Source organism: Stutzerimonas stutzeri (assembly GCF_024448715.1).
Classification (GTDB): Bacteria; Pseudomonadota; Gammaproteobacteria; order Pseudomonadales; family Pseudomonadaceae; genus Stutzerimonas; species Stutzerimonas stutzeri_AR.
Genome location: NZ_JAMOHZ010000008.1, coordinates 57,794 through 84,051 on the forward strand (window position 1 = coordinate 57,794; position 26,258 = coordinate 84,051).

The 26,258-nt window shown below is 60.5% G+C and carries 23 protein-coding genes; 17 read left to right on the forward strand and 6 right to left on the reverse strand.

Annotated features, from left to right (window positions below):
• Nucleotides 1-9: 9 nt before the first annotated feature.
• Complete coding sequence (locus tag NAV33_RS17105; RefSeq protein WP_255982248.1) at nucleotides 10-879, forward strand: helix-turn-helix transcriptional regulator; 870 nt, start codon at nucleotides 10-12, stop codon at nucleotides 877-879.
• Between the two features lie 171 nt (nucleotides 880-1,050).
• Nucleotides 1,051-1,263 (forward strand): hypothetical protein, encoded by a 213-nt coding sequence (locus NAV33_RS17110; RefSeq protein ID WP_255982250.1) that lies wholly within the window; start codon nucleotides 1,051-1,053, stop codon nucleotides 1,261-1,263.
• 41 nt (nucleotides 1,264-1,304) lie between these two features.
• Here the strand turns inward: NAV33_RS17110 and mdtD are convergent, their stop codons facing one another.
• Nucleotides 1,305-2,717, reverse strand: a complete 1,413-nt coding sequence (gene mdtD / locus NAV33_RS17115; RefSeq protein WP_255982252.1) for a multidrug transporter subunit MdtD — start codon at nucleotides 2,715-2,717, stop codon at nucleotides 1,305-1,307.
• Nucleotides 2,718-2,992: 275 nt separating this feature from the next.
• Between mdtD and NAV33_RS17120 the strand changes: the two genes are divergently transcribed.
• The 7 genes from NAV33_RS17120 to NAV33_RS17150 all read left to right on the forward strand — a co-directional run bounded on the left by NAV33_RS17120 (nucleotide 2,993) and on the right by NAV33_RS17150 (nucleotide 9,623).
• Nucleotides 2,993-3,457: a MarR family winged helix-turn-helix transcriptional regulator gene (locus NAV33_RS17120; protein ID WP_255982254.1), complete on the forward strand. Its 465-nt coding sequence runs from the start codon at nucleotides 2,993-2,995 to the stop codon at nucleotides 3,455-3,457.
• The gene (locus NAV33_RS17125; RefSeq protein WP_255982256.1) at nucleotides 3,450-4,628 is read left to right on the forward strand and encodes an HlyD family secretion protein; all 1,179 of its coding nucleotides are present in this window, start codon (nucleotides 3,450-3,452) and stop codon (nucleotides 4,626-4,628) included. The genes NAV33_RS17120 and NAV33_RS17125 overlap by 8 nt, the downstream gene beginning before the upstream one ends.
• Nucleotides 4,621-6,162 carry a DHA2 family efflux MFS transporter permease subunit gene (locus tag NAV33_RS17130; RefSeq protein WP_255982258.1) on the forward strand — a complete coding sequence of 514 codons (1,542 nt, stop codon included), beginning with the start codon at nucleotides 4,621-4,623 and terminating at the stop codon, nucleotides 6,160-6,162. The genes NAV33_RS17125 and NAV33_RS17130 overlap by 8 nt, the downstream gene beginning before the upstream one ends.
• Nucleotides 6,163-6,415: 253 nt before the next feature.
• Nucleotides 6,416-6,949: an iron transporter gene (locus NAV33_RS17135; protein WP_255982260.1), complete on the forward strand. Its 534-nt coding sequence runs from the start codon at nucleotides 6,416-6,418 to the stop codon at nucleotides 6,947-6,949.
• 14 nt (nucleotides 6,950-6,963) lie between these two features.
• Nucleotides 6,964-7,293 (forward strand): cupredoxin domain-containing protein, encoded by a 330-nt coding sequence (locus tag NAV33_RS17140; protein ID WP_255982262.1) that lies wholly within the window; start codon nucleotides 6,964-6,966, stop codon nucleotides 7,291-7,293.
• 99 nt (nucleotides 7,294-7,392) lie between these two features.
• Nucleotides 7,393-8,250 carry an FTR1 family iron permease gene (locus NAV33_RS17145; RefSeq protein ID WP_255982264.1) on the forward strand — a complete coding sequence of 286 codons (858 nt, stop codon included), beginning with the start codon at nucleotides 7,393-7,395 and terminating at the stop codon, nucleotides 8,248-8,250.
• A complete protein-coding gene (locus tag NAV33_RS17150; protein WP_255982267.1) occupies nucleotides 8,247-9,623 on the forward strand; it encodes a 4Fe-4S binding protein in 1,377 nt (458 codons plus the stop codon). Before NAV33_RS17145 ends, NAV33_RS17150 begins: the two co-directional genes overlap by 4 nt.
• A gap of 197 nt (nucleotides 9,624-9,820) precedes the next feature.
• On the opposite strand, the gene NAV33_RS17155 is transcribed toward NAV33_RS17150, so the two are convergent.
• Both NAV33_RS17155 and norR read right to left on the reverse strand, forming a co-directional pair.
• Complete coding sequence (locus NAV33_RS17155; RefSeq protein WP_255982269.1) at nucleotides 9,821-10,030, reverse strand: hypothetical protein; 210 nt, start codon at nucleotides 10,028-10,030, stop codon at nucleotides 9,821-9,823.
• A gap of 113 nt (nucleotides 10,031-10,143) precedes the next feature.
• Nucleotides 10,144-11,670, reverse strand: a complete 1,527-nt coding sequence (gene norR / locus NAV33_RS17160) for a nitric oxide reductase transcriptional regulator NorR (protein ID WP_255982271.1) — start codon at nucleotides 11,668-11,670, stop codon at nucleotides 10,144-10,146.
• A gap of 331 nt (nucleotides 11,671-12,001) precedes the next feature.
• Here norR and NAV33_RS17165 point away from each other — a divergent pair, with 331 nt between their 5' ends.
• Nucleotides 12,002-12,316, forward strand: a complete 315-nt coding sequence (locus tag NAV33_RS17165; protein WP_255982273.1) for a c-type cytochrome — start codon at nucleotides 12,002-12,004, stop codon at nucleotides 12,314-12,316.
• Nucleotides 12,317-12,587: 271 nt separating this feature from the next.
• Nucleotides 12,588-13,448 (forward strand): LysR family transcriptional regulator, encoded by an 861-nt coding sequence (locus NAV33_RS17170; protein WP_255982275.1) that lies wholly within the window; start codon nucleotides 12,588-12,590, stop codon nucleotides 13,446-13,448.
• 28 nt (nucleotides 13,449-13,476) lie between these two features.
• Here the strand turns inward: NAV33_RS17170 and NAV33_RS17175 are convergent, their stop codons facing one another.
• Entirely contained in the window at nucleotides 13,477-14,616 is a 1,140-nt protein-coding gene (locus NAV33_RS17175) for an HPP family protein (RefSeq protein WP_255982277.1), read from the reverse strand.
• Between the two features lie 306 nt (nucleotides 14,617-14,922).
• Between NAV33_RS17175 and NAV33_RS17180 the strand changes: the two genes are divergently transcribed.
• On the forward strand, nucleotides 14,923-15,324 hold the full coding sequence (locus tag NAV33_RS17180) for a DUF488 domain-containing protein (RefSeq protein ID WP_255982279.1): 402 nt from the start codon (nucleotides 14,923-14,925) through the stop codon (nucleotides 15,322-15,324).
• A 19-nt stretch (nucleotides 15,325-15,343) separates the two neighbouring features.
• Here the strand turns inward: NAV33_RS17180 and NAV33_RS17185 are convergent, their stop codons facing one another.
• The gene (locus NAV33_RS17185) at nucleotides 15,344-16,342 is read right to left on the reverse strand and encodes a TRAP transporter substrate-binding protein (RefSeq protein WP_408099923.1); all 999 of its coding nucleotides are present in this window, start codon (nucleotides 16,340-16,342) and stop codon (nucleotides 15,344-15,346) included.
• Nucleotides 16,343-16,700: 358 nt separating this feature from the next.
• Between NAV33_RS17185 and NAV33_RS17190 the strand changes: the two genes are divergently transcribed.
• The 5 genes from NAV33_RS17190 to NAV33_RS17210 all read left to right on the forward strand — a co-directional run bounded on the left by NAV33_RS17190 (nucleotide 16,701) and on the right by NAV33_RS17210 (nucleotide 24,378).
• Nucleotides 16,701-17,645: an NAD(P)/FAD-dependent oxidoreductase gene (locus NAV33_RS17190; RefSeq protein ID WP_255982281.1), complete on the forward strand. Its 945-nt coding sequence runs from the start codon at nucleotides 16,701-16,703 to the stop codon at nucleotides 17,643-17,645.
• A 132-nt stretch (nucleotides 17,646-17,777) separates the two neighbouring features.
• Nucleotides 17,778-18,197, forward strand: a complete 420-nt coding sequence (locus NAV33_RS17195) for a nucleotidyltransferase substrate binding protein (RefSeq protein WP_255982283.1) — start codon at nucleotides 17,778-17,780, stop codon at nucleotides 18,195-18,197.
• Nucleotides 18,194-18,529 (forward strand): nucleotidyltransferase domain-containing protein, encoded by a 336-nt coding sequence (locus NAV33_RS17200; protein WP_255982284.1) that lies wholly within the window; start codon nucleotides 18,194-18,196, stop codon nucleotides 18,527-18,529. Before NAV33_RS17195 ends, NAV33_RS17200 begins: the two co-directional genes overlap by 4 nt.
• A gap of 140 nt (nucleotides 18,530-18,669) precedes the next feature.
• Nucleotides 18,670-20,046, forward strand: coding sequence for an L-serine ammonia-lyase (locus NAV33_RS17205; RefSeq protein ID WP_255982286.1), 1,377 nt, complete (start codon nucleotides 18,670-18,672; stop codon nucleotides 20,044-20,046).
• A 159-nt stretch (nucleotides 20,047-20,205) separates the two neighbouring features.
• On the forward strand, nucleotides 20,206-24,378 hold the full coding sequence (locus NAV33_RS17210; protein ID WP_255982289.1) for a CheR family methyltransferase: 4,173 nt from the start codon (nucleotides 20,206-20,208) through the stop codon (nucleotides 24,376-24,378).
• 315 nt (nucleotides 24,379-24,693) lie between these two features.
• On the opposite strand, the gene NAV33_RS17215 is transcribed toward NAV33_RS17210, so the two are convergent.
• On the reverse strand, nucleotides 24,694-26,250 hold the full coding sequence (locus tag NAV33_RS17215; RefSeq protein WP_255982291.1) for a sigma-54-dependent transcriptional regulator: 1,557 nt from the start codon (nucleotides 26,248-26,250) through the stop codon (nucleotides 24,694-24,696).
• Nucleotides 26,251-26,258: the final 8 nt, after the last annotated feature.

A 26,258-nucleotide genomic window follows, 5' to 3' on the forward strand; every position in this document is an offset into this window, starting at 1 on the left:
GCGCTAACGATGTCCATTGCCCAACGTGTATTTCACGGCAAGTTCGGTCGGGTTGCCCTTCTAGACATGAACCGACCGCTGGTGACCCACTCGCATCATGAGTGTCATGTGCTTGTGAAGGCAGCAGGCGCCGATACGTTTTTCAACGTGAACGGACGTCAGGTTCCGCTCACCGACCGTTGCGCCGTGCTGGTAAACGCCTGGCAGCCGCACTTCTATGATTACCAGCAGGGCTCCGAGCACACCCAGATCCTTGCGCTTTATATCGAACCGGCATGGCTGGCCGACGCGCAACAGTCGTTGGCGCTCAGCGGGCATCCGGAATTCTTTTCACAGCCATGCATTGAGCTCAGTAGCAAGAACCGGGCTATGGCTGACCGGCTAATCGCCGAAACCTATTCGTCCGGACTGGTACCGCTTGAGCGTATCGAATTTCTGTTGTTCGACTTTCTTATCGAGCTGATCGAAGACTATTCACAGTGGCGCCAGCTCTGCCGGCTGGGTATACAGACGCGACAGGGTTTCCGAGACGCACGCGTCCGGCGGGCCTGCGACTATCTGCAGACACACCTGGACGATCCGCAGTGCATCGCTAACGCAGCGCGAGCGGGGGGACTTTCACGTGCGCATTTTTTCACGCTCTTTCGGCAGGACACCGGCATGACACCCATGCTGATGCTGAACGACGCACGTATGCGCCAAGCCTTTTCCTGGCTGGAGCACGAGCGCACCGGAACACTTGGCAAGTTGGCCGAGAATCTCGGATTTTCCGAACAGGGGCACTTCACGCGATTCTTTCAACAACATATAGGGGCATCCCCGAGCCAGTACCGCCGGGTTGTGGACAGCTACTCGCCGTCCAACTCCGTCAAAAGCTGATAACGGGCGTTGGCGGTGCTATTGCGGCGACAACCCAGCGAATGAACCGTTCAGCGGAACGCGGTGGAAAGGCGATGAGCGGCCACTGCTAAAGAAGCGTTAGCTGTCAGAATGACATCACGGCTGCAGCGGAGCAGCCGCTTTTCTGAATCGAGCGCGAGCCTGCTTATCATGTCTGCTGAAAAACTCTACACGATCGTCCTGGAACACAGCCTGGAGGTTCTTCTCGAAGCCGCCACGATTGAGCAGGTCGAGGCGTTCTGGGATGCGTACGACTCCAGCTACTATGGCCTGCGCATGGAGGAGGAAAACAGCCACCACGCGCGCGTAATCGTCACCGACCAGATCCCCGAGGAAGAAGAAGCCGAGCTCTGCATCGGCTGATCTCGCTTCCATGCCCAGCCACCCAGACCCACACAAATCGTTCATTGCTCGTCGATAAGCCTGGCGGCCATGGCCTGCTTGCTGTCCAACTGAAAGAACAGCGATGCGGCCAACATCGACATCGCACCGATGCAAAGGAAAGTCAGGTGGAACGCCTGCAGCACGGCCTCGCCATCGGCACCCTGGGCGGTGAAGCCGCCAAGCAATGCACCGGCCGAGGCCACGCCCAGGCTCATCGACAACTGCACCACCACCGATAGCAGGCTGTTGCCACTGCTGGCGCTCTGATTGCTAAGGCCGACCAGAGTCACGGTGTTCATCGCGGTGAACTGCATCGAGTTGACCACGCCAATCAGGCTCAGGTGCAGCAGCAGAGATACCGTTGGGGTACTTGCGTCGATCGTCGCCAGGCTTGCAATCAAGCTGCCCAGCAGCAGGGTATTGCCAACCAGAATTCGTCGATAGCCAAGGCGGTCGATCAGCGGCTTGGCCAGTGGCTTGATCAGCATGGCGCCAATTGCCAGCGGAATCATGGTCATCCCCGCCTCTGCTGGCGAATAGCCCAGGGCGACTTGCAGCAACAACGGCAGCATGAATGGCAGCGCACCACTGCCCAGACGGGCGAACAAATTACCGAAGATACCGACGGCGAAGCTGCGGGTCCGGAACAACGACGGGCTGAACAGCGGGTTGTCGACATGCCCGGCGCGCAACCAGTAAGCCGCCAGGCTGGCGCTGCCGATAACCATCAGTAGCAGGACACGGGCATGCGGCATCTGCATATCGCCGAGCCCTTCCAGCGCGATGGTGATCAGCACCATCGCACCGCCGAAAAGCATAAAGCCGATGGTGTCGAAACGGATTCGCTCGGCGCTTTTCAGATCAGGCATGAAGCGAAACGCGGCGATGCAACCTACCAGCCCAACCGGTAGGTTGATCAGGAATATCCAGTGCCAGGACGCGTATTCCACCAGCCAGCCGCCGAGGGTCGGACCGATCAGCGGACCGACCATGCCCGGTAGCGCGATGAACGTCATCACGCGCACGAATTCGCTGCGCGGATAGGCACGCAGCACGACCAGGCGCCCGACCGGCAGCATCAGCGCACCACCCACGGCCTGCACCACTCGCGAAATCACCAGCTGATTGAAGCTCGCACTCATTGCGCAGAGCAACGAGCCGAGCGTGAACAGCACGATGGCGGAGAAGAAGATCCGACGGGTGCCGAAGCGATCCGCGACCCACCCCGATGCCGGAATCAGTAGCGCCACGGTGAGCATGTAGGCGATGACTACGCCCTGCATGCGCAACGGATCTTCTGCAAGATCGCGCGCCATGGCTGGCAAGGCGGTGTTGAGGATGGTGCCGTCGAGGGTCTGCATGAAGAACGCAATCGCGACCAGCCAGGGCAATACACGGGCGGTTCTGGCGTCCAGCGCGGCGGTTTGAGGCATAAGCCCCCCTGACTTGAAAAACACCATGGTAGACCGTCATTGGCGATCGAGCAGACCTTCACGCTGCCCGATAGCTCGGTGAAGTCGACGAAGGGCTGGCAGTGCCATGGAAGCCCTTCGCCTCAGCGATGAACTGGAAGCGCGCCGCGAGGCGCTCAGGCATAGCCAGTCGAGGCGCTGCTGGGCTGGTTTACCATCACGGGGTCAGAAATTCTGGTAGCCCGCTTCTAACAAGCCAAACTATCATAAGCACGCTTGTGAATTTGGTGAGAGCAATGACGACCCAACCGACCATAGGTTTTGTTCTGCATGACGTCGCGCGCCTGATGCGCAAACGCTTCGAGCAGCGTGCGCGACAGATAGGCCTGACGCGCTCGCAATGGCAGGTGCTGTCCAAGCTGGCCATGAACGAGGGCATCCACCAGAAAGGCTTGGCCGATCTGCTGGAAATCGAGTCGATCACCCTGGTCCGCCTGCTTGACAAGATGCAGGAGCGCGGCTTGGTTGAACGCCGCCCCCATCCCACCGACCGGCGGATGACACTGCTCTACCTCACGCCGGAATCTCACCCACTGCTGCAGGTCATGCGCACCCTTGGCGAGCAGACCCGCGTCGAAACCATGATTGATTTCTCCGAAGCAGAAGGCCGGCAGCTAGAGCAATTCCTGGCGCGCATGCGCGCGAACCTGCTCTATGCCTGCGACCAGCCGGTAGACAATGAGGAGCCAAGCGATGTCTGAACTTCGCACTGAAAACCTGCCTACCTCGGCCGAGCACGCCAAAAGCGCGGCCCTTGCCCGTCCGCAAACCTCAGCTACCAGCCAAACCAAACCGTCGGAGCCATCGTCGGCGGCGAGGCAACGGCTGCGCCGCGGCCTTTTCCTGTTGCTGCCCATCGCCCTGCTGGCTTGTGGCGCTCTGTATGTCCTGGGTGGCCAGGTGATTTCCACCGACAACGCCTATATCCAGGCCGACCGCGTGGGGGTTTCCACCGATGTAGCCGGGATTGTCGAATCCGTTGAAGTCACCGATAACCAACTGGTGAGTAAAGGGCAGGTATTGTTTCGTCTACGCCCTAAGCCTTTTCAAATCGCCCTGGACAGTGCCGAGGCGCAATTGGGTGAGGTCCGCAACCATCTGGAGAACCTCAAAGCCAGCTATGTCCAGGCCTTGGCCGAAATCACTCAGGCGCAATCGGAAATCCCTTACCACGAGACGAATCTGATGCGCCTGGAGAAGCTGCTGGGCGTTTCGGCGGTGTCGAGAACCCAGTACGACGACGCCCGCCACCTTCTAAAAGCAGCCCAGCAAAAAGTCGCGGTGGCCAAGGCTCAAGCCCAGACCACGCTTGCCCAGCTGGGCGGCAGTATCGATCTGCCTCTGGAGCAGCAACCGGCCTATATGCAGGCCCAGGCCCGGGTCGATGAGGCGGCGCGCAATTTGAAAAATTCGGTGGTGGTGGCGCCCTTTGCCGGCATCGTCACCAACGTTGACGCGCTCGCCACCGGCGCCTATCTGCAACCACCGCAATCTGGCTTCAGCCTGGTATCGACCGAACACATTTGGGTTGCCGCCTCGCCGAAGGAAACCGAACTCACCCATATGCAGCCGGGCCAACCGGTGGAAATCAGCGTCGACACCTATCCCGGCGTGACCTGGCATGGCACGGTTGAAAGCATTAGCCCGGCGTCCAGCTCGAGCTTCTCCCTGCTTCCGGCGCAGAACACCACAGGCAACTGGGTGAAAGTAGTGCAGCGTATTCCGGTGCGCATCAGCATCGATGACGCCGCTGGGAAACCACCTCTGCGTCACGGGATGAGTGTGGAAGCGGACGTCGACACCGGCCATCCCCGTGGCATGCCAGAATTATTCAGCGGCCTGTTCGTCAGCAGGGCGCAGGCCCATGAGTGACAGCGACACGGTGATGCCACCCTCCACGCAGCGGCTGATGATCACCGCATGCGTTGTGCTGGCGGTAATCATGCAGGCACTGGACACCACCATCGCTAATGTCGCCCTGCCCTATATGCAGGGCAGCGTGTCGGCCAGTTCAGACCAGATCAACTGGGTGCTGACCTCATACATCGTGGCCGCCGCGATCATGACCCCACCCTCGGCATTTCTCGCTCGCCGCTTCGGACGCAAAACCGTATTGCTGTGGGCTATCGTCGGTTTCGTATTGTCATCGGTGCTATGTGGAGTCGCCCAGTCGCTGGGAGAAATCATTGCGTTCCGGCTTATGCAGGGCCTGGCTGGGGCCGCGCTGGTTCCGTTGTCCCAAGGCATTCTGCTGGATATTTATCCGCTGGAAGAGCGTGGCTCGGCCATGGGCCTGTTTGGCGTTTCAGTGATGGTCGGGCCGGTGCTTGGGCCGATGCTCGGCGGCTGGCTGACCGAAAACCTCAGTTGGCGCTGGGTGTTTTTTATCAACCTGCCCATTGGCCTGTTGGCGCTGCTCGGCATTATTCGTTATGTCGCGGAAACACCGTCGGATAAAACTTCACGTCTCGACTGGCTAGGTTTCGGCTCCCTCAGCGTAGCTATCTTGGCGGTGCAATTGTTCCTTGACCGTGGCGAACAGCTGGGTTGGTTTTCATCCCTGGAGATTATCATCGAGGCTGTGGTGGCCCTCTCCGCCCTCTACGTTTTCCTTGTGCACACCTTCACAGCCAAAGACCCCTTTATCAGTCTGAGATTGTTCAAGGACCGCAACTTCAGCCTGAGCCTGGTATTTATCTTCATCATCGGTGTTACTTACCTCGCCTCCCTGGCGCTGATGACGCCGTACTTGCAGAACCTGATGGGTTACCCAGTACTGACGGCGGGGATGGCCTTGGGGCCCCGAGGCCTGGGCACCATGCTGACCATGTACCTGGCCGGGCGCCTGGTTGGCAAAGTCGACACGCGCTGGTTGTTGTTTTGGGGGCTTGCGCTTTCGGCTGGCTCGATGTGGCTGATGACCGGTTGGACGCCCGATGTGTCCATGCAAACGGTGATCTACGTCGGCCTTATGCAGGGCGCCAGCCTTGGCTTCATGTTCGTACCGCTATCGACGGTCGCCTTTGCCACGCTGCCGGTGTCGCTGCGTGCGGACGGCACCGGGCTGTATAGCTTGTCGCGCAACGTCGGCTCCAGTGTGGGGATATCCATAGTTACCGTATTGCTGGTGCAGAACACGCAGATCAACCATGCCGAAATCGGCGCGCATGTCACCGACTTCAACCGGGCCTTCGATGCCTGGCCAATCGGCAATGTGCTCGACCCGCTTACGGTCAGCGGGCGGGCGATGCTGGATAGCATGATCAGTACCCAAGCGAGCTGGATCGCCTACATCGACGACTTCAAGCTACTGATGGTGCTTTCGCTGGTAGTGATGCCATTGTTACTGGTGATGAAGCCGCCACGTACGCTACCGAGCAGCGATCATGGGCCGGTATTGGAATAAGCAAATCGAGTTCGCTCTACGGTGAAGATGAGCCTCGAATCGTCATCAAGCTAGCCTGAACGACTGCGACAACTCAACGCACCCTCGCGCTCCGAACCCCACCATTCTTGCGTTTGGCACATCGATTCCTTGTAGCTCTGTTCGATCAGCCCTATACGTAACAAAGTATTTCGTTCAGAATTGTCGCGAATCATTATCGTTAACCATCACAGGTGCGAACTTCCCCGCTACCAATTAACTCTTCGGAGGCTTCATGCGCATTCCCGCTACCCTCGCCGTCGCTTCACTGCTGCTCGCCCCCCTCGTCCAAGCCAAGGAATATCCAATCGGTGAACCGCAGCAGTGCGGCGGTATGGAAGTCGGTGCGGTGTACCTGCAGCCCGTCGAGATGGAACCTGCCGGCATGATGCTCGATGCCGCCAAGTCCGATGTGCATCTGGAAGCCGATATCGCCGCCACCGAGGGCAACCGCAACGGCTGGCAGGAAGGCAGCTTCGTGTCCTACCTGAACATCCGCTACGCGCTGAGCAAGAAAGGCTCCGACGAGAAGATCGAGGGCGACTTCCATCCGATGGTTGCCAATGACGGGCCGCACTACGGCGACAACGTCAAGCTGATGGGCCCAGGCAAGTACACGCTGACCTTCACCGTCTCGCCGCCAGGTGGCGATCACGCCATGTTCGGCCGCCATGTCGACAAGGAAACGGGCGTCGCGCCCTGGTTCGAACGCTGCGAGCTGAACTACGAGTTCACCTACGCTGGCATCGGCAAGAAAGGCGGCTATTGAGCCGGAGGCCAGCCATGCAACGCGCTCTGCTGTACGCCCTGCCCTTGCTCGCCGTTTTTTCCGGCGTGGCTCAGGCCGGGCTGCCAACCTACGAGCTGACCATTCGCGACGGCCATTTCGAGCCGGCGACTATTGAAGTGCCGGCTCGCCAGCGCTTCAAGATCGTCGTGATCAATGCCGGTAGCGGCCCGACCGAGTTCGAGAGCACGCCTCTGCGGGTGGAAAAGGTGCTCTCGCCTGGCGTCACCTCGTTCGTCGTGATTCACCCGCTCAAACCGGGTCGTTATCCCTTCTTCGACGAGTTCCACCTGGACCTCCCGGAAGGCGAAATCATCGCCAAGTAGTCCCTGTGGCCTGCACGGCTGGCGCACTTTCGGTCTCGACGCTTCGTCGCCGAATCGAGCAACAACCAGCCACGCGGGCCACCCCACAGGAGAACCGAAATGGGCCAATCCCTGTTCATCGTCTGGCGCGAAAGCGTCGAGGCCCTGCTGGTCATCGGTATTCTGCATGCCTGGCTGAGCCAGCAACCGAATAACCGCCACGCGCTACGCATGCTTTGGGGTGGCGTAGCAGCCGGGTTGGGCCTGGCAACGCTATTGGCCTGGGGCATTCTCAGGGCTGGCGACTGGCTGGCTGGTCCGGCGGGAGAGTGGTTTCAGTGCGGCATGCTGGTGGTCGCCAGCGTCCTGATTCTGCAGATGGTCGGTTGGATGCATCATCACGGTCGCGACCTCAAACGCAGTCTGGTCGACAATGCCGCGGCGCGTTTGAGCCAGGGCAGTGGCATCGGTCTGCTGGTGCTGGCGATGCTCGCCGTGGCCCGCGAAGGCAGCGAGACGGTGGTGTTCCTCTACGGTATCGGCCATCAGCAGCAGGGTACCGATCTTACCGGTTTCATCATCGGCGGCGTGCTTGGCTTCGTCCTCGCGCTGCTCAGCTATGCGGCTCTACAGGCCGGTAGCCGCGTGTTCTCCTGGAAGCGCTTCTTCAAGGTCAGCGAGGCCCTGCTGTTATTGCTCGGCGCTGCACTATTGATGGCCGGGCTCGATCGTTTCAGCGGTCAGCTCATGGGCATGGATGTGCCAGACGTGCTTTATACGGTCTTCGGTGACGCGCTGTGGGACAGCTCGGCGCTGCTCGATGATGGCGGCACGCTGGGCAGCACCATTGCCGGGCTGACCGGATACCGCGCCATGCCTTCGCTGGCGGCTGTAATTCTCATGGCGCTGTACTGGCTGGCCGTCTGGGCCTGGTTGCGACCAAGACCGGAGGCTCGTCTGGAGGCGCGCCCAGCATGATCGCCAGCACTCCCTGGCTGGCACGTATCGGCGACCTGCTGCGCCAGCATGCCAAGGCCATCCGCCTGATCCAGTGGCTAGTGGTCGGTTTCTATCTGGTCCTGCTGCTGGTGCCCGCCGTTCTTTCACTGCCGCCTTCCGAGGCGCGCATGCTCGACAACATTACGGTGTTCGCCCAGTTCCTGTTCTGGGGGCTGTGGTGGCCGTTCGTCTTGCTGTCGATGGTGATTTTCGGCCGGCTCTGGTGCGGTGTGCTTTGTCCGGAAGGTTCGCTCAGCGAATGGATCAGCTGGCGCGGGCTGAACAAACGCACCCCGCAATGGATGCGCTGGAGCGGCTGGCCGACCGTGGCGTTCGTACTGACCACCGTCTACGGTCAACTGATCAGCGTCTATGACTACGGCCGTGCTGCGGCCTTGATTCTTGGCGGCTCGACGGTCGCGGCGATGATCGTTGGCTTTCTCTACGGTCGCGGCAAGCGCGTCTGGTGCCGGCACCTATGCCCGGTGAGCGGCGTGTTCGGTCTGCTCGCGCGCCTTGCGCCGATGCACTACAAGGTCGATGAAGAACGTTGGCAGGCCAATCAGGGACCGAAACTGGTCACGCCCAATTGCGCACCGCTGATCGACATCCGCCGCATGCAGGGCAATAGCGAATGCCACGCCTGCGGTCGTTGCAGCGGGCAGCGCGGTGCCGTCGCCCTCGCCGCGCGATCGCCCAACGAAGAAATTCTCATCGTCGGCGAGCAGCCGCAAAACAATCACTGGGACAGTATCCTGCTGCTGTTCGGCATGATCGGCTTGGCCATGGGCGCGTTCCAGTGGACAGTCAGCCCCTGGTTCATCACGCTCAAGCAGGCGGCGGCGGAATGGCTGGTTGATCGAGACATTTTCTGGCCGCTGCAGGCCAACGCACCTTGGTGGCTATTGACCCACTACCCGCAGGCCAACGACGCCTTCACCTGGCTCGATGGCACGGTGATCCTCGCTTACATTGGCGCCTGCTCGCTGATGATCGGCGGTGCGCTCTGGTTACTGTTGCGCGCCGCGGTGCGTCTGATGGGGCGTGGCGATAACGTATTCCAACATTTGGCGTTGGCCCTTACGCCACTGGGCGGGGCCGGTCTGTTTCTCGGCCTGTCGGCGACCACCGTCAAGCTGCTGCGTTACGAGGGTTTGATCCTCGCCTGGGCGCAGCCCGCCCGCGCATTGTTACTGGTTGGTGCCATAGGCTGGAGCCTGTATCTGGCCTGGAAGGTTATCAGCCGTTACGGTGCCAACGGCCTGCGCCGCCTGATGGCGTTCACCTGCTGCGGGCTTGGCACCGCGTTGGTCGGCTACGGCTGGTATCTGCAGTTCTGGGGCTGGAGCTGATTCGCTCGTTATCAGTCGGTGGGCTAAAGCGGAACGCCGCCCGGCCCACCCTACCGGTGACTACTGCGTAGGGTGGGCTTCAGCCCACTGCCCGGGTGCCGGTTACCACGTAGGGTGGGCTTCAGCCCACCGCATTCCGCTCAAGTCTCAAAGCTCACCTCGTCCAGCCTCCAGCGCTTTCCTGCCCTGCTCCACCCTCAAATTCCCTCGTCGCCTTCGAATTCTTCGGTGGCGCGGGCGACCATCTGCCGCCAGGCACCCGACTCTTCCGCCAATAGGCGCATGGCTTTCAGGCTGGCCTCGAAAGCCAGCCGGTAGTGCTGTGCGTCATTTTCACTGGCGGCCCGATCGGCATGCGTCTGGGCTTCGCTCAATAGCGCCTCGAACTGGTCATGGTCCAGGGCCATAGGTGTCTCCTCGGTAGTGATCGATTTGAGCTTAGACCACCATCACATCAGGACGACTCGCTCCGATTGGCGGGCCGCCTCGACGGTGATCGGCATTCAACCAAGGCCAATCATCACTTCAGCTTTAGCCGCCGCGCCAGCTTGTGCAGATTACTGGGGTCGACATCGAGCATCCGCGCCGCTTGCGCCCAGTTCTCGCCGCTGGCCTCCAGCGCACGAATAATCGCTTGGCGCTGACTGGTATCGACGGCTTCGCGCAGCGACACGATGTCCGACTGGGCCACCAGCTGCACCTCGGCAATCGGCGTCAGCGAGGTCGAGTTCGAGCTATCCAGATCGAGCAGATTCGGCTCCAGCGTGAGAATTTCGCTACGCGACGCCCCACGGCTGAGCAGGCGTAGCGCCGCACGACTGATCACGTGCTCCAGCTCGCGTACATTGCCTGGCCAGGAATAAGCCAGCAGCGCCCTTTCGGCAGCTGGCGACAGCCGCATGCTGCGCAGCCCCAGACGCGCACGGTTCAGCTCGAGGAAATAGCCAGCGAGGATCAGGACATCATTGCCGCGCTCGCGAAGCGGCGGAATCGGGGCCGGATAGACCGACAATCGATGATAGAGATCGGCGCGGAAATCCCCGTCACGCACACTGTTCCGCAGGTTGCGGTTGGTCGCGGCGATAATCCGTACATCGACCTGGCGCGGTTTGTCGGCTCCCAGCCGTTGAATCTCGCCGTTCTGCAAGGTACGCAACAGCTTCGCCTGGACGACCAGCGGCAACTCACCCACCTCATCGAGCACGAGGGTGCCGCCGTTGGCCGCATCGAAACGCCCTGGGCGGTCGGTAGTGGCCCCGGAAAAGGCGCCCTTGACGTGACCGAACAGCTCGCTTTCGGCCAGCGACTCCGGTAACGCCGCGCAATTGACCAGCACCAGCGGCTTGTTGCGTCGCCGCGAATGACGATGCAGCCAACGTGCGAACAATTCCTTGCCTACCCCGGTTTCGCCCAGCAGCAGCACCGGCAGCTCGGAATCGGCCACCACTTCGAGCTCGCGCAGCAGATCGGCGATCACCTGGCTCTGGCCAAGGATTTCGCCATCGCCGGGCACCTGAGTGCTCTCCAGCACGTCGCTACGGACCAGGCGCAGGCCGCGGTTCTCATGCTCCAGGCGAGTGATGCGGATCGCCGCTTCGATCAACAAGGTGTAACGCTGCAGGTCGTGCCGGGCCTTGTCGTCGAAGGTGCCGGCATGCAGCGCATCGAGGGTCAGTGCGCCCCACAGTTTGCCTTCGAGGTACAGGCTGACCCCCATGCAGTCGTGCACCGGCAAAGGCTCACCGGCGTGTTCGTCGAGCAGGCCATCATAGGGGTCGGGCAAGCGGCTGTCGGGTTCGAACCATGTCGGCTCGCGCTGAGAAAGAATCGCTGCCAGCCGCGGATGCTGGGCGACCACGAAGCGCCGACCGAGCGCCTCCTGAACCAACCCCACCGCCGCCAGCGGGCGTAACGTGCCCTCGTCGAGGCGCAGCAATACAACCGCACCACAGCGAAAACGTTGATGCAGCGTATGCACCAGCCGCTGCAGACGAACCGCGTTGGGCAGTTCGATGGTCAAGTCGCCCAGAATCGATTCTTCGATCATGGTTCCAGTTACCCTTCAAGGTTTTTTAAACCCTAAACCGCCTCGGTACTTTTCACCAGCGGGGATGCCCATTCAAGCGCAAGCGGAACATTTCAGCGCTTCGGATAGCCATAGAAAGAACGAAGCCCATCGTCGCAGCGCTGTGCTGTTTGGCAAGCGGCTCCAAGCCGTCGAATGCGGAAATTTTCGCTGTCGAGCCAAATCATGATTGGCGACAAAAGATTTGCTTAGCCCAACCGGTAAATTTAACGTGCACAACACCCGGTACGCTTATTCCGGGTCGGGGGCGGGCATCAAGATTCAACCCTGTTAGCCTTTTGAGGAAAGATTCATGAAGAAAATCTTAATTCCACTGCTCGCCCTGGGCGGCGCAATGGTTCTCCAGCCGGCCATGGCGCAGGACGGTGAAGCGCTGTTCAAGAGCAAGCCTTGCACTGCCTGCCACAGCGTCGACGCCAAGCTGGTCGGGCCGGCGCTGAAGGACGTTGCCGCCAAGTATGCTGGCCAGGAAGGCGCTGCCGATATGCTCGCTGACCACATCAAGAACGGTACTCAAGGCAACTGGGGCCCGATCCCGATGCCGCCAAACCCGGTAACCGAAGAAGAAGCCAAAGCACTCGCCGAATGGGTGCTGAGCCTCAAGTAACAGCAAGCGACGCCATGCCCTTTCCCCGAATGCAGTCTTGCGTTTGGGAGCTCGCCTGGCGCTCTCTTTCCTCGTTCCCGCTGCCCTGGCGATCGTCCCGACTGCCGAACGCCAGGCATCTCCCAGCATCTACCGGTACAGGACCGAGCTTCTGCCACGGCCTGTGCATGCCTCGGTCCCGCACTCACGCTCACGCAGTACCACAAGCGGCGCGAATCCCGGCCTCGGTTCGCTACAATCGTCAGCCCACTGACGACCCAAGGCCCCGCACATGGACATCGATCTCGCCCGTACCTTTCTCGAGATCATCCGCAGCGGCAGCTTCATCGCCACCGCCGAGCGGCTGCATATCACCCAGACGGCAGTCACCGCGCGGGTGCGCAGCCTGGAAACGCAGCTCGGCTGCCGTCTGTTCGTGCGCAACCGCGCAGGCGCACGGCTGACGAGCGATGGCGAGCGCTTCGTCGCCTATGCCACCCAGCTGGTGCAGACTTGGGAAACCGCGCGGCGAGATCTGCCCTTGCCGCGCGGTTACGACAACCTGCTGACGCTCGGCGCTGAAGTGAGCCTATGCAATCCGTTGATGCTCGCCTGGGTGCAGCGCTTGCGCCAAGTGATGCCAGACCACGCGCTGCGCAACGAGGTGGCCACCGACAACGAATTACAGAAAAAGCTCGACCTCGGCGCGCTGGATGCAGCGCTGGTGCACCAACCCGAATACTGGCCGGGGCTGCAGGTTGAACAGCTGCTCGAAGAGAAGCTGATACAAGTCGAGCACGCCATCAACCCCGAGCCCTACCTCTACGTGGACTGGGGCCCGGCGTTTCGCACCCAGCACGACCTCGCACTGCCCATCAACATACGCGCCGCCTTGTCCTTCAGCCTCGGTCCGCTAGCGCTGCAATATCTGGTGCAGTGTGGTGGCCGCGGTTATTTCCGTACGCGGGTGGTTCAGCGTTATTTGGACGAAGGCATTCTCAAGCGCGTCGAGCAGGCGCCGGAATTCAGCTATCCGGTCTACCTCGTTTATTCGCGCGCGGCGCAGTCTCCGGCGCTGTTCAAAGCGATTGAGCTATTGCGCAAAGTAGCCGTGGATGACTACGACTGGTCGCGCTGGAACTACGAGTTTTAAGTGAAGCGCCGATGTAACGATGCGTGGATCAATCCGGCAGATGCTTTAACCAGTTCTGATAGAGCGCAGCGATAAGGTCGGTCTGGGTGATCATGCCCACCAGTCGCTGCTGATCGTCGACCACCGGCAGGCAGTGCAGACCGCGGTCGGACAGCAAGAAAACCAGCTCGACCATGTGGGTATCCTCGGTCACTGAAACCACCGGAGCGCTCATGATCGCGCCCAGATGTACACCACGAAGAAATTTCAGCTGCCCGAAATTGATCCGCGCAGAGGCCGGGCGGAAGTGCTTGAGCAGATCGACCAGGGTCACGATACCCACCAGCTTGTGGCTATCGGGTTCCAGGACCGGCAATGAGTGCAGCCGATGCTCGCGCAGGCTCTGCCAGGCTCGCTGGATGGTGCAGTCCGGTGTGCTCCAGTAAAGATCCCGCGACATGATGTCGGCGGCGGTGATCTCGCCCATGCTCCGCCGTAGCGCATGTTTTTCGGTCTGTTTGATCAGCTGCGCAAGATCGTCACGGGTGATGTCCACGTACTCGCCAAAATCCGCCAGAGCCCGCTCGACATCGTCTTCGCTGAAGCTCATACGCTCGCTGGGTAGCGCATCGTGTGTGTGATGAGTATTGCCTTTCTGAGGGCGCGGCTTCGGATAAGCGTGTCCGGTCAGGTTGTTGTAGACCAGCGCAACCGCGACCAGCAACAGCGAATTGAACGCCACCGGATACAGCAATTCGAAGCCGTACGCATGGAGTTCGGGGCTACCTACCACCGCGACCAATGCGAGCGCGGCGCCCGGCGGATGCAAGCAACGCAGGCCGAACAGACAGACGATGGCCAGCGCGCCCGCCATGCCAGCGGCCGTAGCCACTGGGACTGCGCTTGCACCAAGCGCCACGCCGATCAAGGTTGCGAACATACTTCCGGCGATAACCGACCATGGCTGCGCAAAAGGACTGGATGAGGCGCAGAACAGTAGCACGGCCGACGCGGCCGCCGGCGCCGTCAAAGGCAGCGTGATCGAGGTGCCGAAGACCCAGGCGCTGGCAGGCATTACCAACAGCATCGCCAGCCCGACGCCAATCGCGGCACGCAGCCATTCAGCGGGCCGCGCCGACAACGGCGCGGGCACAAATGATCGACACCAGTCGAGGAGGCGTTCCTGCATGGTTCCTGCTTTTGCTGCGAATGTTTCGATAGGTTGCGATGCCAAGAAACTGCCCGTTCGGACGACGTACCGCAACATTCATGAGTGGATCGGCGCACCGAATAGTTGCATCTATCAAATTGCGCGCACATTGTCGGTGCGCCACCGCATCATGACCAATGAATAGTATTGATCTTTAGCGACAATAATTTTGCTCCCAAAAAGCAACCCGTGAGTCTCACGGGCATATGCTCACTGGCCATTGGGGCGCGCAATGCAGTCAGACTTTCCTATGCTTGGCTGATCAAGTGAAGGAGCCAGCAACCGATGATTCTTTGTAAGCGCGCCTATGAGCAGGCGCAGGCCAGTGACGGATACCGGGTTCTGGTCGATCGGCTGTGGCCACGCAATTGCCGCAAGGATCAGCTACGGCTTAATGACTGGATGGCCTCCCTCGCTCCCTCCACCGCGCTGTGTCGGTCGTTCAAGTCGCGCGAACTGGACTTCAACGCATTCAGCCAGGCCTATCGCAAGGAGCTGGCCGCGCATCCGGAACACTGGTGGCCACTGTTGGAAATCGCCGAGCGCGGCCCGCTGACCTTGATCTACGCCGCGCGTGACGAGCAAGCGAACAACGCGTGGGTATTAGCCGAATGGCTGGAAGAAGAACTGGAGCACCGAGGGGCTCAGAGCTCGCCGACCTGCTATGCCGGCGAGCGGTTGGCATAAGTGGCTTAGCAGGCCGCTGTCAGTGCTTGCGATTGACGGTCAGCGCGGCACGAATTACGTCGGCGCCGATGTCCGCCTCATAGGCTTTCCATACCGGCATCATCTTCTCGCGCCAGGCCTGACGCTGCTCCGGCGTCAGAGTGATGAGCTTGCTGCTGCCGCTGGCGAGAATGCGGTCACGGTCGCGCTGATTGAGCGCTGCGGCTTCACGGTTCACCGCCTGGGTGACTTCCAGAATGATGCCCTCGAGCTCCGAGCGCACCGCGAACGGCATCGTCATCCAGAACTTCGAACTGGTCACCAGCATGTAATTGAGCACACCGTGATTACTCTCGGTGATGAACGGCTGGACTGTGTGCATGTTCTGGCTGGCGATGTTCGACCAGGGGTTTTCTGCGCCCTGAACCACGCCGCCCTTCAGGGACTTGAACACGTCGGCGAAAGGCAGGACCACCGGCTTGGCACCGACCGCCTGGAACTGCGCTTCCAGCACGGCGGAAGGCTGCACGCGAAACGCCAATCCGGCGGCATCTTCCGGCACGCGCAGCGCACGCGTGGCGGAAAGCTGCTTCAGACCGTTATTCCAGTACGCCAGGCCATAGATGCCGGAATCGGCCATGGAACGCAGCAATTCGCGACTCATCTCGCGCTTCTGGAAGCGTTGAACGGCCGCCTGGTCGTCGAACAGGAACGGCAGATCGAAGACCTGTAGTTTTTTCGTGTACTTACTGAACTTCGAGAGGGAGGGCGCAAGCATCTGCACTTCGTTATTCAGCAGGGCCTGCATTTCGTCGGCGTCGCCAACCAGCGTCGAGTTCGGATAGACCTCCACCTTCACCTTGCCGGCCAGGCGCTCGTGCACCAGCTTCTGGAACATCAGCGCGCCTTTACCCTTGGGCGTGTCATCCGCCACCACGTGAGCGAACTTGATGACGACGGGGCCCCCTTCGGCTGCCATCACCGGCGCACTCAACCAATACAGGGCTGCGACCAACGCAGCGACACAAAACTTGAACATCTGACCCCCAACGGGAAAAGCTCGACTTCGGCGCCTTGTGAGCACCGTTCGAGTGATTTATCGATTGCGATACGACCCGACACACGCTGCTGCGCGACAGATCCATTCGAGTTTGGTTGGCCAGATCATTCACGACGATGAAGCGTCGGCGGCTGGCCTTTATTGGAATACAGATCGTGAAACCCCAACGTTGAAGCCGTCGCGATCCGAACTGGAAAGTTTTCGTCATCGCTGGACGTGGCACAAGCGCGGGAAAGTCCAACCAGCTCTCAAAATGGGATATTGCATTTATCGGAATGACCGAACTTCCCGCAGCCAGCTATTTCTACAGGCAATCCATAAGCCGATAACCAACGCCATGAACCAACGCCCATCGCACCAGCAACTCACTCTGATCGACTGCCTGATCGTAGGCGGCGGTCCCGGTGGGCTGACCGCCGCCCTGTACCTGGCCCGCTTCCGTCGCAGTTGCCTGGTGGTGGACGCCGGCTCCAGCCGGGCCTCGTGGATTCCTCGCTCGCATAACTATCCTGGGTTTCCTCCGGGTATCAACGGCAACGATCTGCTCGTGCGGCTGCGTGAGCAGGCCAGCGGTTACGGCGCCCGGCTCGAACACGGCCGAGTCGAGCACATCGAGCCACACGCGGAAGGCTTCAGCGTGCGCTACGGCAATCAGCGCTGCATTGCCCGGCGCATCATCTTGGCCACCGGAATCGAGGACACGCTGCCGGATATGCCTGACGTCGAGCAGGCCATCGCAGAAGGCAAGGTCAGACTGTGCGCCATCTGCGATGGTTACGAGGTCAAAGGTGACAACGTTGCCGTGTATGGCGAAGCAGAATGCGCCATCAGTCACGCAGTGTTCTTGCGTACATTCAGCGATCAAGTCACCGTCGTGGTGCACGGCGAGCAGGACGCCTGCGATCAGGCCATCGCTCTGGCCGAGCACTACGACATCCGTCTGATCAGCGACCGCGTAGAGGCCCTGCGCCCCTGCGAGACCGGTATCGAGCTAATCACCTGCAACGGCGACACTCATCGCTTCGACATTATCTATCCCAGCCTGGGGGCACGTTTTCGCTCCGAGCTCGCCCAGCAGCTGGGCGCAGGGTGCGATGAATGTGGCGGCGTGCTGGTTGACGACCATCTGCAGACTTCGGTTCGCGGGCTCTATGCCATCGGTGACGTGACCATGGGCCTGAAACAGATGAGCGTCGCTATCGGCCAGGCTGCCCAGGCGGCAACGGCGGTGCACAACAGCCTGGAAGCCAAACCCTGGGGTGGCTCGGCAGCCACGCGCTGATCAATTTCCGTCCGGTTTGCAGCGCAGCCAAGCCGTCAGCGGAACAGGCAAATCAATGCAGAGCGCCGCCTCCTGACTGCCGACGAGGCGAGCGCTATGATGGCCACATTTACATGCTGCCCGAGATCGTCCATGACAGACCAAGACATACGCTGGCAACAGCGCCTGGCCAACTACAACCGTGCACTCGCGCAGCTGACGAGGGCCGTTGAACTGGCGCAAGCGCGACCGCTCAGCGAACTGGAAAAGCAAGGCATGATCCAGGCGTTCGAGTTTGTGTTCGAACTGGCCTGGAACCTGATGAAGGACTATTTCCTTTATCAAGGCAATCCCGCCATCACCGGGTCGCGTGATGCAATCCGCACCGCGTTCAAGCAGGGCCTGATCGTCGATGGTGAAGGCTGGATGGAAATGATCAAGAGCCGCAACCAGACAGCACATACCTACAACGAGTCCATCGCCAACGAGATCGCGGGGAACGTCGTGACGCTATACCACCGCCTTTTTCAGCAGTTGCAAGAGCAAATGAACCAGCTGGTCCGACAAGAATGAACCACGAGCTTCATTTTGGCTTGCCAGCAAATGCCATCAACAAACTGCGCGATGTGTTCGGTGGTTGGCCGCAGATTCAGCGCGTAGTGCTATATGGCTCTCGCGCAAAAGGTACCTACCGGCCCGGCTCCGACATAGACCTGACGATCGAAGCCGATGCGCTATCGCTCTCCCAGCTACTGGCCCTCGAAAACCAGATCGACGAGCTGCTCCTACCCTGGATGGTCGACCTCTCACTCAAGCGTCACATAGACAACCCCGCCCTTCTCGATCACATCCACCGCCTAGGCGTACCCTTCTACATTCGCCAGGACGAAGAATCGTCTGAATGAAATCGTTCCGGAAATTCAGATAGCCGTTCTGCCTGGTGCGCCTTGCGCCAAAACGCAGTGCGCCGGGCATCCGTTAACAACATTCAGAAGCACTTGGCGGTCTAGGATAGATACAGAGCCCGTCCGCCTCGGAGCACTTCATGTCACTCAGCGTTTTCGACCTGTTCAAGATCGGTATCGGCCCGTCCAGCTCGCATACCGTGGGGCCGATGCGCGCGGCGTTGCGCTTTGTCGAAGGGCTCGAGCATGACGACCTGCTGACTACCACCGAGCGCTTGAAGGTCGAGCTGTACGGCTCGCTCGGCGCCACCGGCAAGGGCCACGGCAGCGACAAGGCGGTGATACTCGGGCTTGAAGGCGAGCTGCCGGAGGACGTCGATACCGGCAGCATCCCGCAACGCATGGCAGCCATCCGCGAGTCCCATGAATTGCGCCTGCTGGGCGACAAACCCATTCGATTCGAAGTCAGCAACGACCTGCAATTCATCCGCAAGCCGCTGGCCTTCCACCCCAACGGTATGATCCTGCGTGCCTTCGATGGCGCCGGGCTGCAACTGCGCAGCCGCGAGTACTATTCGGTCGGCGGAGGATTCGTCGTCGACGAACAGGCGGCCGGCAGCGACCGCATCGTCGAAGACCGCACGCCTCTGCCCTACCCTTTCCATAGCGCTGACGAGCTACTGGCGCTATGCAGCGAGCACGGGTTGTGCATCAGCCAACTGATGCTGGCCAACGAAGTCGCCTGGCGCCCCGAAGCCGAGACCCGTGCCGGCCTGCTGAAAATCTGGCAAGTCATGCAGGATTGCGTCAAGGCCGGTTGCCGCACCGAAGGCGTGATGCCCGGTGGACTCAAGGTGCAACGGCGCGCGGCAGGCCTGTATCGCCAGCTCAGCGAGCATCCGGAAGCCAGCCTGCGTGACTCGCTCAGCGTGCTCGACTGGGTCGACCTTTACGCGCTGGCGGTAAACGAGGAGAACGCCGCCGGCGGTCGTGTGGTCACCGCGCCGACCAACGGTGCGGCGGGGATCATCCCGGCGCTGCTTCATTACTATGTGCGTTTCATCCGCGGCGCCAACGAAGACGGCGTCGTGCGGTTTCTGCTTACTGCGGCAGCGATTGGCATCCTCTACAAGGAAAACGCCTCGATTTCCGGCGCCGAAGTCGGTTGCCAGGGCGAGGTCGGCGTCGCCTGTTCAATGGGTGCGGGCGCGCTCTGCGAAGTGCTGGGCGGCAACCCGCGACAGGTCGAGAATGCCGCCGAAATCGGCATGGAGCACAACCTCGGACTGACCTGCGATCCGGTCGGCGGGCTGGTGCAGGTGCCCTGCATCGAGCGCAACGCGATGGGTGCGGTCAAGGCGATCAACGCCGCGCGGATGGCGCTGCGTGGTGATGGCAGCCACTTCATCTCGCTGGATAAGGTGATCCGCACCATGCGCCAGACCGGCGCGGACATGAAGAGCAAATACAAGGAAACCGCCCGTGGCGGGCTGGCGGTCAATATCATCGAATGCTAAATCCGCCATTTTCGCCGCCCTAAGGGCAGACACTATTCACCAACGCAAACCTTTATCATCCGTTCGGCAGCGCGTCGTAGAACGAGTGAATTCCTTGATCCGCCCCGCTGTCTTCCTTTAAGTGCTTACCGGAAAGCCCAATCCAATGTTGAGGACTAGATGAGTACCAGCCCCGACCCGTCCACGCCCAAAAACCTCAACATGGCACGAAGCACGCTGCAGTTCCCTGTGGTCGGGATCGGCGCCTCGGCGGGCGGCCTCAAAGCATTAATCACGTTCTTCGAAAACATGCCCAACGATTGCGGCATGGCTTTTGTTGTAATCATGCACCTCTCGCCCAAGCATGAGAGCAGCGCCGACAAGATTCTGCAGAACGTCACCAAGATGCCAGTCTTGCAGATCACCGAACCGACACCCATCGAGCGCAACCACGTCTATGTGATCCCGCCGGCGATGGATCTGTCGATGAACGACGGCTATCTGCGGCTGTTGAAGCCCGCGCGGGAACGCGGCCCCCAAGTAGCCATTGACCTGTTCTTCCGAGCGTTGGCGGACGTACATCACAGCCACGCCGTGGGTATCGTTCTCTCGGGCACGGGATCGGATGGCTCAGTCGGTCTGTCACGCATCAAGGAGCAGGGTGGCGTTACGCTGGCTCAAACGCCGGAAGACGCCGAATACGACTCGATGCCGCGCAGCGCCATTGAAACTGACATGGTCGATATCGTGCTACCGGTTATGGATATGCCGCAAAAGCTGGTGGAGCTGCGCCAGAACCTGGAGGCGCTCCTGGCACGGCAGGATCCGATCATGTCAGCAGGCGATAGCGAGCAAGCCGGAGATGCACAGGGCGAGCTCGAATCTGCTCAGGCTCACGCCCAATCCAAACCCAACGAGCTAGCGCTGCGCGAAATTCTCGCCGCGCTCCGCTCCCGCACCGGCCACGACTTCAGACACTACAAGCAAGCCACGGTATTGCGCCGCATTGAGCGGCGTATGCAGGTCAATGCCTTGCGTGATATGCCCAGTTATGCCCGCTTTTTGCAAAGTAGCCCAGAAGAAACCCCGGCTCTGCTTGCAGACATGCTCATCGGCGTCACCAATTTTTTTCGCGACCGAGAAGCCTTCGAGGCCTTGGAGCGCGACATCATCCCGTCGTTGTTCGAGCAGAAAGCCGACACTGAAGATAAATTTCTGCGCGTCTGGGCGGCAGCCTGCTCGACCGGGGAAGAAGCCTATTCGCTGGCGATGCTGTTGGCAGACCAAGCCGAAATCAGCGGTGTAAAAGGTGAAATCCAGTCACAGGTGTTTGCCACCGATATCGACGACCGTGCGCTCGAAACTGCCCGCGCCGGCGTGTACCCGGAAGCCATCCTGACGGACGTGCCGCCGAGCCGGCTGCGGCAATATTTCGTCAAGGGACAGAATCACTACCGCATGCAAAAGGAGCTGCGCGAGACGATCCTGTTCGCCCGGCACAATATCTTGCGCGACCCACCTTTTTCTCGACTCGACCTGATTTCGTGTCGAAACTTAATGATCTACCTGGACAGGGACATCCAGCTCGAAGTGCTGCGCATGTTTCACTTTGCCCTCAACCCCGGCGGCTACCTGTTCCTGGGCAGTTCGGAAACCGCTGACGCCTGCAGTCACCTGTTTGCCCCGGTAGACAAGAAAAACCGTATCTACCGAGCCAGGGAAGTAGGCGCCGCCCTGCGGCGCGCGCCTACGGGGCCGTATCACGGCTTCTCGCTTACAGCCCCAAGTCATCCACCCTTCAGCGAACCGTCCAAGCGCAACCGGAAGTTTTCCTTTGCCGACGTGCACCAGCGCGCGCTCGAGCAGTACGCACCGCCCAGCGTTATCGTCAATCACGATGGTGAGATCGTGCACATGTCCGACCGGGCCGGGAATTTCCTGCGCTATGTCGGTGGCGAACCCTCGCTGAACCTGACGACGCTAGTGCATCCGCAACTGCGGCTCGAACTTCGTACCGCGCTCTATCAGGCGACCCACACAGGCAAGAGTATCGAAGCGCGACGGGTCCGGCTGGAGCGCGATGGCCGCAGCTTCTACGTGAATATGGTGGTCCGCCCGTTCCGCGATAACGAAGCTGGCAGCGACTACATGCTGGTGCTCTTCGATGAAGTCGAAGACTGCATGGACAGCAACACCCTGGAGGATCCCGAAACTAAGGACAGCGTACTGACCCAGCTGGAAGCCGAGCTGCAGCAAACCAAGGAACGGCTGCAGGTCACCATGGAGCATTCGGAGACCTCCACCGAAGAATTGCGCGCTTCCAACGAGGAGTTGCAGGCGATCAACGAAGAATTGCGCTCGGCCACTGAAGAACTGGAAACCAGCAAGGAAGAGCTGCAGTCGATCAACGAAGAGCTCACCACGGTCAACTTCGAGCTCAAAACCAAGGTCGACGAAACCAGCAAGATCAACGATGACCTGCAGAACCTGATTTCCTCCACCGACATCGCCACGGTCTTCGTCGACCGCAAGATGCGCATCAAATGGTTTACCCCGCGCGCCAAGGACATCTTCAACGTGATCGGCAACGACGCCGGCCGATCGCTGTTCGACATTACCCATCGTCTCGACTATCCACAGCTGCAAGCGGATGCCGCCAAGGCGTTCGAGGAGCTTCATCTGGTCGAACGCGAGATCGGGTCCAAAGGTGATAACCGCTGGTATATGGCGCGGTTTCTACCCTACCGCACGCTGGATGACCGCATTCAGGGCGCCGTGCTGACCTTTATCGATATCACGGATCGACGCCGGGCCGAGGAGCAGCTACGCGTCGGTGAGGCCCATATGAAGCTCCTGGCGCAAAGCACCAAGGGCTACGCCATCATTACCCTGGATCGCGATGGCTATATAACCACCTGGAACCGCGGCGCGGAATTCATCTTTGGTTACACCGAAAAGGAGGCGATCGGCCAGCACATCGACATCCTTTACAGCGAGGAAGACCGCCGAGCGGGAGTGCCGGAAGCCGAACGTAAACGGGCCCAAGAGCAGGGCCAAGCCACGGATGAACGTTGGCATGTTCGCAAAAATGGCTCGCAGTGCTTCTTCAGCGGCCTGGTCAATCCGCTCGTCGATAACAACGGTAAGGTGATCGGCTTTGCAAAGATCGCCCGCGACTTGACCGAAGACCGCGAGCGCAACTCAGCACAACAGGACGAATTGGCGAACATCCAGGCTGCCAACATGCAGAAGGACCAATTCTTCGCGGTGCTTTCGCATGAACTCAAGCATCCGCTGAACCTAATTCAGCTCAATACCGATCTGGTCGCGCGCTCCCAGGCTACCAAGCACTTTCCGGCTTTGCGCAAGGCCACCCAGTCGATCCAGAACGCCGTCCGCAGCCAGTCGCGCATCATCGACGACCTGATGGACGTATCGCGCATTCGTACCGGCAAACTGAAACTGCAGTTCTCGACACTGCAATATCAGGAGGTCCTGCGTGGTATCGAGGCCGTGTTCGCTCCGTTGGCACAGGCCGAGAACGTGACGTTCGAGGCATTCAAACCAGAGCAGCCGCTTTACGTTCATGCCGACCCTACGCGTCTGGACCAGATTATCTGGAATCTGTTGAACAACGCCTGGAAGTTCACCAAAGGCGGAGAGCGCATCTGTCTCCAACTCGAGCGCGAAGGCGACCAGGCCCGCCTGGACGTCATCGATACCGGTGAAGGTATCTCGGCAGATTTTCTGCCCAAGGTATTCGACATGTTCGGGCAGGCCGAGATGCAGCACGCGCAACGCTCCAAACATGGATTGGGCATCGGGCTGGCGCTGGTCAAGCAACTGATCGAGGCCCACCACGGCCGTATCGAAGCCTTCTCCGAAGGGCCCGGTCGGGGTGCACGGTTCAGTGTCTGGTTACCGATCCATCTGCAAACTGAAATTGAACTCAGCGAATCGGCCAATAGTGAAGAGATTGGCGGGCTAGCTGGCATCAAGATTCTGCTGGTGGATGATTCGCCCGATATTCTCGAGACCATGTGTGAACTGCTGGAAAGCGAAGGCGCCATCGTAATCACGGCTGATGGCGGCGCCGCCGGCATCCAGTTGGCCGAGCAGCGTGAATTCGACGTAATCGTCTCGGACATTGGCATGCCGGAGATCGACGGCCACAAGATGATGACGGCCATCCGGAATAACGGGCAGAACGCGAGTACTCCGAGTATCGCCCTGACGGGTTACGGCACCATGCGCGATGTCGAAAAAGCCAAGGCAGCGGGATTCACCCTGCACTTGCGCAAGCCGATCGACCTGCAGGCATTGATCGACGCCGTGACCCAGGCGGTGCGATAAGAAAGGTCCCGCCGACTTGCAGATGTTTGTCGGCGCGCAGAGTAAGCGCCAGATCACGCAGGCGATCCGGGTCCGTGCGGCATCGGATCACTAGCAACCTGGCTCTACGATGGGTGATCTAGAGCTAACGAGCCTACAGATGTAACTAGACGACTTTAAGAGCCGGTACGTGTCTGGCACTCGCGTTCAACGGCGCAACACATCGGCTCCAAGATAGATTCGCGCCAATGGCGCTCCACGCCCCAGCGTTTTACAACGTAGCAAGCTGCGCACCGGCCAAGCTGTTCAGCTCGCTCGAGTTGGAGTTCGGCCGCTTCAGCCTTCTTTACCGATCCCGTAGTCGCGCAGTTTGTTGGCAATGGTGGTGTGCGAAACGCCCAGCCGCTTGCCCAGCAGACGACTGCTCGGATGCTGCTGATAAAGCGCCTCCAGCACCGCCTTCTCGAAACGCCCGACGATGCTGTTCAGGCCACCCTCCAGGGAGAATTCGCCCAACGGCTGCGGCGTGCCGTAATCCGGCAGGCGAATGTGCTCGGGCTTGATCACCCCGCCCTCGCACAGCGAAACCGCCTGAAACAGGGTGTTCTCCAACTGTCGCACGTTGCCCGGCCAGCGGTAGCCGGCCAGCCGTTCCAGCGCCTGAGACGACAGGCTCGGCAGGGCACAACCGATCTGCCGACTGGCCTGATCGAGAAAGTGCAGCGCCAGCGGCTCCAGCCCGTCGAGGCACTCACGCAGCGGTGGAATGTGCAAAGAAAGCACGTTGAGCCGGTGATACAGATCCTGACGAAATTCGCCCTTGGCGCAGAGTTCGGACAGATCCACTTGCGTAGCGCAGATCACCCGCACATCCAGATAGACCTCCTCGTCGCCGCCCACCCGGCGGAAACAACCGTCCTGTAGGAAGCGCACCAGCTTGGCCTGCAACCGCGTACTCATCTCGCCGACGCCATCGAGAAAAAGCGTCCCGCCCGAGGTCAGCTCCAGCAGGCCGAGCTTGCCTTCGGGTCGCGCGCCCTCGAAGGCACCTGGGCCGTAGCCGAACAGCTCAGTCTCGGCCATGGATTCCGGCAAGCCGGCGCAGTTCAGCGCCATGAACGGCGATTGCCCGCGCGGGCTCGACAGGTGGCAGGCGCGCGCCAGCAGCTCCTTGCCGGTGCCGGTTTCGCCTTCGATCAGCAACGGCGCGTCCAGCGGAGCCATGCGGCGCGCTTCACGGACCACCGCGGCCATCACTTTCGAACTCTGGAAGATGCTGTCGAAACCGCGCAGCTCCTGCTTGCGCACGTTGTAGATGCGCTCGCCGACACGATCGGCGCGATGCAGCGTCAACACTGCGCCAGCCAACGCCTCACTGTCGTCGTGTTCCGATTGGAGCGGGGCGATGTCGGCGAGGAACACGTCGCCCTTGATGGTCACCCGCAGCCCATTGATCCGCGCCTTGTTCGCCCGCACCAGCTCCGGCAGATCGAAATCCTCGGCGTAGCGCGACAGGCTCATGCCCGGCACTTCATCCACCCGCACACCGAGCAACTGCGCCGCGGCACGGTTGGCGGCAACGATGGCGCCCGTCATGTCGATCGACAGCACCGGAAACTCCAGCGCACCGAGCAGTGCATTGAGTTCCAGCGAATGCCGCTCGCTGGGCATCAGCCCGACCTTGCGTACCTCGAACACGCCCTGCAGGGCTTCGATCTTGGGACGCAGGGCTTGCAGTTGCAGGTTCATCAGATTGGGGCAATGCAGGTAGACCGCGTTACCGTGCTCGCCGCCGACTTCGCCGCGGGCGACGTTGATGCCGTAATCGACGAGCAGTTCGAGCATGTCCCGCAGAATGCCGATGCGGTTCTGGCAGATGATCTTGATACGCATGCAAATGC